The sequence below is a fragment of the Streptomyces sp. NPDC048496 genome (assembly GCF_043200055.1).
Lineage (GTDB): Bacteria > Actinomycetota > Actinomycetes > Streptomycetales > Streptomycetaceae > Streptomyces.
The window spans coordinates 13,025-25,487 of record NZ_JBICXB010000023.1 but is presented as its reverse complement, the minus strand read 5'-3'; the positions used below and the strand labels follow the sequence as shown (position 1 = coordinate 25,487).

The 12,463-nt window shown below is 71.5% G+C and carries 12 protein-coding genes; 3 read left to right on the top strand and 9 right to left on the bottom strand.

The window, feature by feature from the left end:
- Window positions 1-58: 58 nt before the first annotated feature.
- From ACGFSA_RS20875 to ACGFSA_RS20865, 3 genes are all read right to left on the bottom strand, one after another.
- Entirely contained in the window at window positions 59-1,108 is a 1,050-nt protein-coding gene (locus ACGFSA_RS20875; RefSeq protein WP_393306240.1) for an alcohol dehydrogenase catalytic domain-containing protein, read from the bottom strand.
- Entirely contained in the window at window positions 1,105-2,256 is a 1,152-nt protein-coding gene (locus ACGFSA_RS20870) for an acyl-CoA dehydrogenase family protein (RefSeq protein ID WP_393306238.1), read from the bottom strand. Before ACGFSA_RS20870 ends, ACGFSA_RS20875 begins: the two co-directional genes overlap by 4 nt.
- 103 nt (window positions 2,257-2,359) lie before the next feature.
- On the bottom strand, window positions 2,360-3,274 hold the full coding sequence (locus ACGFSA_RS20865; RefSeq protein ID WP_393306236.1) for an SDR family oxidoreductase: 915 nt from the start codon (window positions 3,272-3,274) through the stop codon (window positions 2,360-2,362).
- 101 nt (window positions 3,275-3,375) lie between these two features.
- Between ACGFSA_RS20865 and ACGFSA_RS20860 the strand changes: the two genes are divergently transcribed.
- Window positions 3,376-4,302, top strand: coding sequence for a cyclase family protein (locus tag ACGFSA_RS20860; protein ID WP_393306234.1), 927 nt, complete (start codon window positions 3,376-3,378; stop codon window positions 4,300-4,302).
- Between the two features lie 37 nt (window positions 4,303-4,339).
- On the opposite strand, the gene ACGFSA_RS20855 is transcribed toward ACGFSA_RS20860, so the two are convergent.
- The 4 genes from ACGFSA_RS20855 to ACGFSA_RS20840 all read right to left on the bottom strand — a co-directional run bounded on the left by ACGFSA_RS20855 (window position 4,340) and on the right by ACGFSA_RS20840 (window position 8,649).
- Window positions 4,340-4,855 carry an ATP-binding protein gene (locus tag ACGFSA_RS20855; protein WP_393306232.1) on the bottom strand — a complete coding sequence of 172 codons (516 nt, stop codon included), beginning with the start codon at window positions 4,853-4,855 and terminating at the stop codon, window positions 4,340-4,342.
- Window positions 4,856-5,289: 434 nt separating this feature from the next.
- Entirely contained in the window at window positions 5,290-6,282 is a 993-nt protein-coding gene (locus ACGFSA_RS20850; protein WP_393306230.1) for an acyl-CoA dehydrogenase family protein, read from the bottom strand.
- A 7-nt stretch (window positions 6,283-6,289) separates the two neighbouring features.
- A complete protein-coding gene (locus tag ACGFSA_RS20845; RefSeq protein WP_393306228.1) occupies window positions 6,290-7,444 on the bottom strand; it encodes an acyl-CoA dehydrogenase in 1,155 nt (384 codons plus the stop codon).
- Window positions 7,444-8,649: an amidohydrolase family protein gene (locus ACGFSA_RS20840; protein ID WP_393306226.1), complete on the bottom strand. Its 1,206-nt coding sequence runs from the start codon at window positions 8,647-8,649 to the stop codon at window positions 7,444-7,446. The genes ACGFSA_RS20845 and ACGFSA_RS20840 overlap by 1 nt, the downstream gene beginning before the upstream one ends.
- 156 nt (window positions 8,650-8,805) lie before the next feature.
- On the opposite strand from ACGFSA_RS20840, the gene ACGFSA_RS20835 reads away from it, so the two are divergent.
- A complete protein-coding gene (locus ACGFSA_RS20835) occupies window positions 8,806-10,344 on the top strand; it encodes a class I adenylate-forming enzyme family protein (protein ID WP_393306225.1) in 1,539 nt (512 codons plus the stop codon).
- 208 nt (window positions 10,345-10,552) lie between these two features.
- Here ACGFSA_RS20835 and ACGFSA_RS20830 read toward each other — a convergent pair whose 3' ends face one another.
- Both ACGFSA_RS20830 and ACGFSA_RS20825 read right to left on the bottom strand, forming a co-directional pair.
- Entirely contained in the window at window positions 10,553-11,074 is a 522-nt protein-coding gene (locus tag ACGFSA_RS20830; protein ID WP_393306223.1) for an EF-hand domain-containing protein, read from the bottom strand.
- 93 nt (window positions 11,075-11,167) lie between these two features.
- On the bottom strand, window positions 11,168-11,542 hold the full coding sequence (locus ACGFSA_RS20825) for an STAS domain-containing protein (RefSeq protein ID WP_393306221.1): 375 nt from the start codon (window positions 11,540-11,542) through the stop codon (window positions 11,168-11,170).
- Window positions 11,543-11,822: 280 nt separating this feature from the next.
- On the opposite strand from ACGFSA_RS20825, the gene ACGFSA_RS20820 reads away from it, so the two are divergent.
- Window positions 11,823-12,443 carry an RNA polymerase sigma factor gene (locus ACGFSA_RS20820; protein ID WP_393306219.1) on the top strand — a complete coding sequence of 207 codons (621 nt, stop codon included), beginning with the start codon at window positions 11,823-11,825 and terminating at the stop codon, window positions 12,441-12,443.
- Window positions 12,444-12,463: the final 20 nt, after the last annotated feature.

Genomic DNA, 12,463 nt, shown 5'->3' with positions numbered 1-12,463 from the left:
GGCGTATCACGGAAAGTAGCTCAAGACTGCTCCCCGTAGTGCTCTGCCGGTCACGGCACTAGAAGATCAGCACCCCGCGCGCCACCCTTCCGTGGTGCGCGTCGTCCGCCGCCTTCGCGAATTCCTCCACCGGGTACGTCTCCGTGACCAGTTCGTCGAGCATGAGGCGGCCGGACCGGTACAGCTCCGCGTAGAGCGCGATGTCCCGCTGCGGGCGCGAGGAGCCGTACCGGCAGCCGAGGATCGACTTGTCCAGGTACATCGACGAGACCAGGAACGACGCTTCCGCCGTCGCCGCCGGGACGCCCAGCAGGATCGCCTGGCCGTGCCGGTCCAGCAGGTCGATCGCCTGCCGGATCAGTTCCGTGCGGCCCACGCACTCGAAGGCGTGGTCGGCGCCGGTGGGCAGGATCTCGCGTACGCCCTCCGTCGACGTCAGGAAGTGCGTCGCGCCGAACTGCCGCGCCACCGCCTCCTTCGCCGGGTTGGTGTCCACCGCGACGATCGTCAGCGCGCCCGCGATCCGGGCGCCCTGGATCACATTGAGCCCGATGCCACCGGTGCCGATCACGACGACCGTGTCGCCGCGGTCGGCCTTCGCCCGGTTGAGTACGGCTCCGACGCCCGTCACCACGCCGCAGCCCATCAGGGCCGCGGAGGCCGGCGGGATGCCCGCCGGGATCTTCACCGCCTGCACGGCCTTGACCAGGGTCCGTTCGGCGAACGCGGAGTTGGACGCGAACTGGTACAGCGGTGTGCCGCCCCGGGAGAACGGCTGCCCCGGCATCCCGATCGCCTTGCGGCACATCGTCGGCCGGCCCCGGTCGCACTGGGCGCACGCGCCACAGCAGGCCAGGGTGGAGAGCGCGACGTGGTCGCCGGGCACGACATGGACGACGCCCGCGCCGACCGCCTCCACCACGCCCGCGCCCTCATGCCCGAGGACCACCGGCAGCGGGAACGGGATGGTTCCGTCGATGACCGACAGATCGCTGTGGCACAGCCCCGCGGCGGCCACCGCGACCAGCACCTCGCCCGGGCCCGGGTCGCGTATCTCCAGGTCGTCGACGACCTCGGTCTGCCTGCCGTCGAAGACGACGCCTCTCATCTCGGCTCCCTCGGTAGGCCGAGCACCCGCTCGGCGATGATGTTCCGCTGGATCTCGTCCGAGCCGCCGTAGATGGTGTCGGACCGGGTGAACAGGAACAGGCGCTGCGCTTCGTCGAGTTCGTACGGGGTGGTGGGCGACCAGTCGTCCGGACCCACGGCTCCGGCGGCGCCCCTGATCTCCACGGCGAGTTCGCCGAGACGTCGGTGCCAGCCGCCCCAGAGCAGCTTGGCGATGCTGGGGGCGCCCGCGTCGCCCGAACCGCCCAGGGTGCGCAGGGCGTTCCAGCGCATGGTCTTCAGCTCCGCCCACTGCCGGACGAGCCGCTCACGCAGTACGGGGTCGGTGACCGCGCCGCCGTCGACGGCGGCGCGGATGACGCGGTCCAGTTCCGCGGCGAAGCCGATCTGCTGGACGAGGGTGGAGACACCGCGCTCCAGGGCGAGGAGGCCCATGGCGACGGCCCAGCCGTTGCCCTCGCCGCCGACGAGCTCCTCGGCGAGCGCGCCGTCGAAGAAGACCTCGTTGAACTCGCTCGTGCCGGACATCTGGCGGATCGGCCGCACCTCGATACGGCCCGGCTGGTCCATCGGCACGAGCAGGAACGACAGTCCGTGGTGGCGCTGTGAGCCGGGGGTGGTGCGGGCGAGGACGAAGCACCAGTCGGCGTCCTGGGCGAGCGAGGTCCAGATCTTCTGGCCGGTGACGGTGCGGCGGCCGGCGCCGTCGGGTTCGGCGGTGGTGCGTATGCCGGCGAGGTCGGAGCCGGCGCCGGGTTCGCTGTAGCCCTGGCACCAGAGCTCTTCGCCGCGGGCAACGGCGGGGAGGAAGCGCCGCTGCTGTGCGTCGGTGCCGTACGCGAGGAGGGTGGGGGCGAGGAGGTTCTCGCCGATGTGGCCGACGCGGGCGGGAGCGTTGACGCGGGCGTACTCCTCGGCCCAGACGACCTGCTGGGTGAGGGTGGCGTGCCGGTTTCCGTAGCCGGCTGTCCCGCTGTCCCAGCCGAGGCCGATCCAGCCGCCGCGGCCCAGCTCGCGCTCCCAGGCGCGGCCGCCCTCGGCGGCGCAGGGCTGTGTGAGGTGCGCCTGCAGCCAGGACCGGACCTCCTGGCGGAAGGCGTCGTCCGTTGCCTCGAACGCGAAGTCCACGTCCACTCCTCGGGGTCGGGCGGATGGGTGGTTGTCGGTGCGGGCGGAGGATCAGGCCCCTCGGGCCGTCGAGGAACGGGATCCGGCGGAGCCCCGGCAGGGCTCACGCGTTGGGCCTCGCCCCGGCGGCCGCCGCGGCGGCGATCGCCTCCACCTGCGCCAGCATCGGCATCGGGTCCACCCCCACCGTCCCCGGCAGGAAGTCGGCGATTCTCTCCGGGGTCCACGCCCCCTCCGCGTACCCCGCCCGCAGCTCCCTCGGCTGGGCCCAGACAGCGATCTTGGGGCCCGCGATCGTGTACACCTGGCCGGTGATCCTCTCCTCGCGGGCCCGCTCGCTGAGCAGGTAGACGACGAGTGCGGCAACGTCCTCCGGCTCGCCGATCTCCTTCAGCTCCATCGGGACGTTCGCGGACATCCGGGTACGGGCGACCGGGGCGACCGCGTTCGCCGTGACGCCGTACTTGTGCAGGCCGAGTGCCGCGCTGCGGACCAGCGAGATGATGCCGCCCTTCGCGGCGCTGTAGTTCGCCTGGGCGACGCTGCCCTGGTGGTTGCCGCTGGTGAAGCCGATCAGCGTGCCGCCCCCCTCCTGCTTCCGCATCACCGCCGAGGCCGCGCGGAAGACGGTGAAGGTGCCCTTGAGGTGGGTGGCGACAACCGGGTCCCACTCCTCCTCGGACATGTTGAACAGCATCCGTTCGCGGAGGATTCCGGCCACGCACACGACCCCGTCGATCCGCCCGAACCGCGCCAGCGCCGTGTCCACGACGCGCCGGCCGCCCTCCATCGTGGAGATGTCGTCGGCGACCGCGACCGCCTCGCCGCCCGCCGCCCCGATCTCCTTGACGACGGACTCGGCTATCGCACTGGTCGGCTCGCCGCCCTCGACGGAGACGCCGTAGTCGTTGACGACGACCCTGGCCCCCTCCGCCGCCGCGGCGATCGCGACGGCCCGTCCGATGCCACGGCCGGCACCGGTCACGGCCACCACCTTGCCTGCCAAGAAGTTCCCCATGCCCGGCCCCTTCCCGCGGTTTCTGACGGACCGTTAGATTTTATGGGCAGTCGGCTCCGTCAGCACAAGACCCGATGCCCCACCGATTCGAGGAGGCCCTCATGTCCCTGCCCGCCGAGTTCCACGAGATCGCCAAGCGCGTGAACAACTGGGGGCGCTGGGGCGCGGACGACGAGATCGGAACGCTCAACCTGATCACCGACGCGGTGGTGCGGGACGCGGCGGCCACCGTCCGCACGGGGCAGCGGATCCCTCTCGCGCTCCCGCTCCAGCAGGACGGTGTGCAAGGCGGACTGATTCCGGGGCGGGTCAACCCACTGCACGCCATGGTCCAGATCAACCAGGAGCTCTTCGGCCCGGGCACGGTCGCGACCAGCGACGACATCGTGACGCTCGGCCTGCAGGCGGCCACCCACTGGGACGCGCTCACGCACGCCTCGCACTCCGGGAGGATCTACAACGGCCGTCCCGCCGCCACCGTCACCGCGCACGGCGGCGCCGAGTTCAGCGGGATCGACAAGCCCCCGCACCTCGTCTCGCGCGGCGTCCTGCTGGACGTGGCACGCGCCCACGGTGTCGACCGGCTGCCCGGCGACCACGCCGTCACCCCGGAAGACCTCGACGCGGCGGAGGAGTTCGCCGGGATCCGGGTCCGGGCCGGGGACATCGTGCTCGTACGCACCGGGCAGGTCCAGGTGTATCTGACCGGCGACAAGCACGCGTACGCCTATCCGTCACCCGGCCTGTCGATCCGGACGCCCGAGTGGTTCCATGCCCGCGATGTCGCCGCGGTCGCCAATGACACGCTGACCTTCGAGATCTTCCCCGCGGAGATCGAGGACCTGTGGCTGGGCGTGCACGCGCTCGACCTGGTCGAGATGGGCATGCTGCAGGGCCAGAACTGGAACCTGGAGACGCTGTCCACAGCCTGTGCGGAGGAGAGGCGCTACGGCTTCCTGCTCTCCGCGATGCCGGAACCGTTCGTCGGCGCCACCGGCACGCCGGTCGCCCCGGTCGCCCTTCTCTGACCGGCCACGGCCAGGAACGGCCGGCACATTCCGGCTTCTATGCGCGATGCGTGACGGCGCGCGACGGTTCGTACGGGCCCGTGCTCTGGGCGCCGATGCCCGGCACGCCCGGACCGTGCGCACCCGCCCGCATCTGCACCACCGGCGCGCCCCGGTCCACCTCGCACCAGATCCGCTTTCCGGCGCCCTCCGGCTGCCAGCCCCAGCGGTCGGCGAGGCCGTCGACCAGCTCCAGGCCGCGACCGCCGGTGTCCTCGCCCTCCGCGTGCCGCTGCTGCGGCGGGCGGCAGCTGGCGTCGGCCACCTCGACCCGTACGGTCCCGGCCGTCCCGGCCGCTCCCGTCGCGCCGAACAGCATGCGCAGCACGGCCGGACAGCCGGTGTGGACGACCGCGTTGGTGACCAGCTCCGAGATCAGCAGGATGAGCGTTTCGGCCAGCGGCTCGTCGTCTCTCATCCCGGAGCCGACCAGTCTCGACCGCGCCCATCTACGGGCCCGCCCGACCTCCGCGGGATCCGGACCGACCTCCAGCTGAACCTGAAGCACCTGCACCGCTCACACCATCCGAACCGGCGGACACATCGCCTCGCGCCTCCTCAGGGTCACGGAACGTGATTCCCTTACGAGACAGCATGGTTGACGTACAGTCACCGCAACAAGCGCTTCGGGCATATTCCAGCGCGAAGGAGTACGCGTGCTGCATACTGTGCGACGCACGTCGCGGGGAGTCGAACAGCAGCGCACCGAAGCCATGGGGAACGCTCCCCGGGCAGGCCCGGCACTTCTGCGTGGAACGCGAGCAGGGCACCTCGTCCGGACCGGAGTCGCCGCACGGGCAACACCCGGATCGCCAGGTTCCAGAACCACTCGCATCCAACGGAGCGTACCCGAGCAGAGGGCAACTGCGGCCCGTGACGAATCACGCAACGGACACAAGCCGGTATCGGCGCATACCGACTGCACCGGGTGACTCCGCAGCGTGAACCTCAGGGGACTCCCGCGTCACATGCGTGCACTCGGCACAGATCTGCCGCCAGGGCCTCCTCGGCCTCTGCCGCCGTCAGCCACTCACCGGCCCGCAGCCACGCCCGCTTGAGATGCAGATGAACGTCCTCCTCCCAGGTGAAGCCCATGCCGCCGTGCACCTGGAGGCAGTCCCGTGCGTTGCGGACGGCCGCCTCGTCGGCGAGCAGCTTGGCGCCGGCGATCTCGGCCGGGTCCTCGGTCACGGCTGCCGCGTACACCGCTGTACGGGCCACCTCGGCGCGCACCAGCATCCGGGCGCACAGGTGCTTGACCGCCTGGAAGGCGCCGATCGGCGATCCGAACTGCTCGCGCTCACGGGCGTGCCGGACGGCCATCTCAGTGGTCCGGGCGGCGCTGCCGACTTGCTCGGCAGCGGCCAGCAGGGCGCCTTCGAGCCGGAACGGCGTCGCACCGGGCAGCGGGGCCCCGCCCTCGACGCCCGCCGTCACGCTGTGCAGGGGCGTGAGCGGGTCGAGTGACCGTACGGGACGCGCCGTCCGTACGAGCTCCCGCAAGTCGTCCCCCTCCAGGACCCGCGCCGCCCCTCCTCCCAGGGCGATCAGCGCGTCCGCCGCTTCCAGATGGGCCACCGGCCGCCCCTCGTCCAGCACGGCGACCACCGCCCCGCCGTCCGCCGCCCCCTTCACCGCCCCCACCGCGCCCACCGCGCCCGCGGCGAGATGCGTGGCCGCCAACGGTCCGGGCAGCAGCACCCGCCCCGCCTCCTCGAACAGGAGCACGGACTCGGGCAGCCCGAGCCCCACGCCGCCGTCCGCCTCGGGCAGCCGCAGCGCGAAGAACCCGGCCGCGCCCAGCTCCCCCCACACCCCCCGGTCGACGGCCACGCCCGCGTCGAGCGCGGCCCGCATCCGGTCCCTGCCGAAGCGGCCGGCGAGCAGCTCCCGTATCCCTGCCCGCAGGGCCCGCTGGTCGTCCGAAAGCTGGAAGTCCACAGTCCGCTCAGCGCCCCTTCGGCAGGCCGAGGATCCGCTCGGCGACGATGTTCCGCTGGATCTGCGAGGTGCCCGCGGCGATCGTGTACGAGAGTGAGGTCAGCCGGTCCAGGACCCATTCCCGGTCCAGATCGGCCCCGTCCGCGCCGAGCACCTCCGCGGCCGCGTCGTACAGCTCCTGACGGGCCTGCGAGTAGCGCAGCTTGAAGACCGAACCGCCGGTGCCGGGGACGCCGCCGCTGCGCTGGGCCTCGCCGACGTTCCACTGGGTGAGCCGCCACAGCGCCCGGAATTCGGCGTTCAGCCTGCCGAGCGTCCTGCGCAGCACCGGGTCGTCCCAGCGGCCGCTGCGCCGCGCCTCGGCGGCCAGGGCGTTCAGGGTGCGGCGGCAGGCGACGACCTCGCCGACGAACGCCGTACCGCGTTCGAAGGAGAGGGTGACCATGGTGACCCGCCAGCCGTCGTTCTCGGCGCCGACCCGGTGGGAGATTGGCACCCGCACCTCGTCGAGGAACATCTCGGCGAACTCGGTGGATCCGGCGAGTGTGCGCAGCGGGCGGACGGTGACGCCGGGGGCGTCCATCCGCATCGCGAGCCAGCTGATCCCGCGGTGCTTCGGCGCCGCCGTATCCGTCCGCACGAGCAGCTCGCACCAGTCGGCGACCTCCGCGTGCGAGGTCCAGATCTTCTGGCCGGTGACGACGTAGTGGTCGCCGTCCCGGACCGCCCGGGTCCGCAGCGAGGCCAGGTCGGAGCCCGCCTCCGGCTCGCTGAACCCCTGGCACCAGATCTCGTCGCCGCGCAGCACCGGCGGCAGCCAGCGGGCGCGCTGCCCGGCCGTGCCCTCGGCCGCGATCGTGGGGCCCGCGTGCAGCAGCCCGACGAAGTTCGCGCCGATGTACGGCGCCCCGGCCCGCTCCGTCTCCTCCAGGAAGATCAGGTGCTGGGTGGGGGTGGCGCCCCGCCCGCCCGCGTCGACGGGCCAGTGCAGCCCCGCGTACCCGGCGTCGTACAGCATGCGCTGCCAGGCGGTGTCGTAGGCCCGCCGGCCCGGCCAGTCGTCGGGGCCGGGCTTCGCCGGCAGCCCGGGCAGCACCGCGGCGAGCCATTCCCGCAGCCGCGCCCGGAACTCCTGCTCCTCGTCCGTGTCCGCGAGATCCACTACCGGCCCCGGTCCCGGTCGAGATCCAGGTCCAGCATCCTGATCGCGTTTCCGCGCATCAGTTTGTAGACGGTCTCGTCGTCCAGTCCCTCGACGTGGTCGAGCGCGACCTCCTTCGTGTGCGGGAAGGTGGAGTCGACGTGCGGATAGTCGGTCTCGAAGGTGGCGTTGTCCCGCCCGATCACGTCGAGCGACGCGACCCCGTGCTTGTCGCGGAAGAAGCAGCAGAAGATCTGCCGGTAGTAGTACGTCGACGGCGGCTCCGGGATCAGATCGCGCACCCCGCCCCAGGCCCGGTGCTCCTCCCACACGTCGTCGGCGCGCTCCAGGGCGTACGGGATCCAGCCCATCTGGCCCTCGCTGTACGCCAGCTTCAGCTGCGGGAACCTCACCAGCACTCCGCTGAACAGGAAGTCCATCATCGAGGCCATCGCGTTGTTGAAGGAGAGCGAGGCCTGTACGGCGGGCGGGGCGTCCGGCGAGGCGGCGGGCATCTGCGAGCTGGACCCGATGTGCATGTTGACGACCGTGCCGGTCTCCTGGCAGACGGCGAAGAACGGATCCCAGTAGCCGCTGTGGATCGACGGCAGGCCGAGATGGGTGGGGATCTCGGAGAACGTCACGGCCCGCACCCCGCGGGCGGCGTTCCGCCTGATCTCGGCGACCGCCAGGCCGATGTCCCAGAGCGGGATGATGCAGAGCGGGATCAGCCGGCCGCCGCTGTCGCCGCACCACTCCTCCACCATCCAGTCGTTGTAGGCGCGCACACAGGCGAGCGCGACCTCCTTGTCCTCGGCCTCGGCGAAGGTCTGGCCACAGAAGCGCGGGAAGGTGGGGAAGCAGAGCGACGCCTCGACGTGGTTGAGATCCATGTCCTTGAGGCGTTCGACGGGGTCCCAGCAGCCGCGCCGCATCTCGGCCCGGGTGATGCCCTCCAGCGTCATGTCGTCGCGGTCGAAGCCGACGGCGGCGATGTTCCGCTTGTACGGGAACTTCAGGTCCTCGTAGATCCACCAGTCGGTCGGCGGCCCGTCCGGATCCATGGTGATGACGTACTTGCCACCCGTGTACGCCAGCTCGCCGATCCCGGCGGTGAGCGGCTGCGGGCCGCGGTCGCGGTACTTGGCGGGCAGCCAGGTCGAGAAGAGGTGCGGCGGCTCGATCACATGGTCGTCGACGCTGACGATCCGAGGCAGTTCCGTCATGGTGTCCCCTTCGGCGCACAAGGCATGTATCTGATGCCCCGTCAGATCTGGTTCGACTCCCAGGCTAGCCCCGCACCTCTGGACCGACAAGGCGCGGCGCTCTACGCTCTCCGCACCATCTGACTACCCGTCAGCTACGAGGGAGCGGGGAACGCAGTGAACGAGACCGCACACGCCCTGGGCGCATCGGCCACCTTCTGGGAACTCATCGAGCGCCGCGCCGCGCTGACCCCGGACCGCCCCATCCTCATCCAGGACGACCGCACCCTCACCTTCGGCGAGCTGCGCGACCGCTGCGAGCGGGTCGCGGCCGGCCTGTACGGGCTGGGCGTGCGCCCCGGCAGCGTCGTCGCCTGGCAGTTGCCCACCCGCCTGGAGACGGCGCTGCTCTCCTTCGCCCTCACCCGGCTCGGGGCCGTGCAGTCGCCCGTCATCCCGTTCTACCGGGACCGCGAGGTGGGGTTCGCGCTGCGCGAGTCGAAGGCCGCCTTCTTCGCCGTGCCCGGCACCTGGCGCGGCTTCGACCACACCGCGATGGCGCACCGGATCGCCGCAGACCTCGAGCAGCCGCCGCGGGTCCTCGAGGCGTACGAGGAGCTGCCGGACGGCGACCCCGCCGTGCTCCCGCCCCCTCCCACGGACGGCACGGCGGTGCGCTGGATCTACTGGACGTCGGGGACCACCTCCGACCCGAAGGGCGTCCTGCACACCGACCGCAGCCTGATCGCGGGCGGCTCGTGCCTGGCCCACGCACTGCGTCTGTCGGCCGACGACATCGGCTCGATGGCGTTCCCGTTCGCCCATATCGCCGGGCCCGACTACACCGTGATGCTGCTGCTGTACGGATTCCCCGCGGTCCTGTTCGAGCACTTCGCGATGCCCGGGGCGCTGGACGGCTACCGGCGCCACGGGGTGACGGTCGCGGGCGGCTCGACCGCCTTCTACTCCATGTTCCTGACTGAACAGCGCAAGGACCCGACACGCAAGGTGGTCCCCACGCTGCGGCTGCTGGCGGGCGGCGGCGCGCCGAAACCGCCGGAGATCTACCACGCGGTCGTACGGGAGATGGGCATCCAGCTCACCCACGGCTACGGCATGACCGAGGTTCCCATGATCACGATGGGCGCCCCCGACGACACGGTGGAGCACCTCGCCGAGACGGAGGGGCGGCCGCCCGAGGGCATGGAGATACGGATCACCGACGAGGATGGCAAGCCGCTGCCGTACGGGACGGACAGCGAGGTGCGGCTCCGCGGGGAAGCCGTCTGCCAGGGCTATCTGAACGCGGCCCGGGACGCCTTCGACGCGGACGGCTTCCTCGTCACCGGCGATGTCGGCCATCTCCTGGAGAGCGGCCATCTGGCCCTCACCGGGCGGCTCAAGGACATCATCATCCGCAAGGGCGAGAACATCTCCGCCAAGGAGATCGAGGACCTGCTCCACCGCCACCCCGGGGTCGCCGACGCGGCGGTGATCGGACTGCCGGACGAGGAGCGCGGGGAACGTGTCTGCGCGGTCGTCGAGCAGCCGGCCGGGGCCAGGGCACTGACGCTGGCGGAGCTGGCCGGGTATCTGCGCACGGAGGGGCTCGCGGTGCACAAGCTGCCGGAGCAGCTGGAGGTGGTGGACGCGCTGCCGCGTAACGAGACGTTGCGGAAGGTGCTCAAGTACAGGCTGCGGGAGCAGTTCTCCTGACCGGAAACGGGTCGCCGCCGCCGCTCACCGCCTGCCGGGGTCTGGGGGGCGACGGTGATCCAGTCGGCCGCCTCGCCGAGGCGGTGGCGGCCCCGTGAGGGCGGGGCCGGGTGCGGTCTCGGCGAGGCAGCCGCACCCGGCCCGGTCAGCGGCGCGCTCACGGCCTCCCTCGCGACAGGGAGTGGGCACCCTGTCGTGAGGGAGGCCGTTACGCGTCCGGCTCGATCACCGTGAAATAGACGGCGAACGCGGCAACCGCCTCGTCCTCGGCGATCTTGCCGTCGTGGTCCGTGTCCAGGCTCCGCGCGGCCAGCCCTGCCGACTCCTCGCTCGCGCCCAGGACCTTCAGCGCCCGCTCCACGGCGGGCACCGAGGCCGCGCCGTCGTCGTCGTTGTCCGCCACGGCAATCGCCGCGCGCAGGAACGGGCGGGCGATCTCCGCGAAGCGCCCGGGGTTGTCGCGCAGCCGTTTCACGGCCCCGCCCACGAACTCCTCACGGGTGACGCGCTGGTCCCCGTCGACATCGGCGATGCCTGCCATGCCCTGCCAGAACGCCTCGGCCCCGGTGTAGAGCGCCTGCCCCTTGTCGCAGCGGGCCGTCGTACCGAATTCGGCGAGCAGACGGGCCGCGGCGGCGTTGAAATCCGCGCGATCGATGTATCCGCTGCCGTCCTGGTCGAAGGCGGCGAAGCGGAAGGCGATCTTGCGCTCATACTCTGCGCTGTCCATGCGGGGAGCGTACGACGCCTGCGGGCATCACGTGTCACTTACGCGCGCCACCGGTGTGACAACCTGGCCTTGACGCCGGGTGGCGGGATGGTTTCAGGCCGAAATCGGCTGGGCTCCGTCGTCGACGGCCGCGTCCCAGTCGGGGTAGACGTCGAACAGACGGCGCACACCGAGGGCGGCGAGCACCCGGTTGACGTGGGAGCCCTCCTCCGCGCCGCGGGCCGGCAGGATCAGCCGCAGCCTCCCGCCGCAGGAGCGCATCAGACGGCGGGCCGCGATCAGCACGCCGACGCCGCTCGAATCGCAGAACAGCACCTCGGAAAGGTCGAGCACCACGTCGTGACGCCCGACGGCGACCGCGTCATGGACGGACTGGCGGACCGCAGGCGACGTCAGCAGGTCCAGTTCGCCGCGTATGTGCAGCACGGTCCATACGCCCTGCTCGGTCTCGGCCACTTTCAGAGTCACTCGACTGGGCCTCTCGTTCCGGGGAATCCGAAGATCCGGAAGTATCCGTTCCTCCTCGCGGCTGCCCCCGCCGCGCACCCATGAAACACCGACCCACAGAAGTAGACACAGACGGGTTTCAGGCAGAAGTGATCACTTCGGGTCCGATTCCAACATCCTGGGACGTCGCATTCCCTACCATCCCAGGCGTTCTCAGGGGCGTACTTGCCGCAAAGACACCTGCAGGGCGAGTGCCGCCGACTACATTCGATGTGACGAGGGGGACCGGGCTGGGGGTCCTATGGCGAAAGACGCACCGCCCCGCTGGGACCGCAGGATGCAGCAACGGCTGGCACGCGGCGAGGCGGCGGCCCTCGGCGAGCTCTACGACCGTTTCGCCCCACTCGTCCACAGCCAGGCCCACCGGATGCTCGACGACGAGTCGGCCGCCGACCTGGTGACCCGCGAGGTCTTCGGGTACGTGTGGGAGAACCCCGACGCGTACGACCCCAAGCAGGGTTCGATGCGGTCCTGGGTGGTCCGGCTCACCCACCGCCAGTCCGTGCGGCGCCTGCGTGCCGCGGAACCGTCCCCGTTCGCGCGGGGCGAGGACGGCAGCGAGGACGGCGAACACGGCGGGGGTGAGGACACCGCGGCCCGGCAGGAGCTGGAGGAGCGGGTGCGGCGCGCCACGGCCGCAGCCCGCGCCGACTACATCGTCGCCTCCATGCCCGCACCGCTGCGGGCCGCACTGGAGCTCGCGTACATCCAGCGCAGGGACTACCGGCAGACCGCGGCCGACCTCGGGGTGACCGCGGACGAGGCCCGCCGCCGGCTGCGGCTCGGGCTGCAGCTGCTCTCCACCGCCGGCACCCGACCGCTCGAGGGGTCCGCGCCGCCCGGATACGGACGGACCCTGTGACCGGCAACGACGACGCGAAC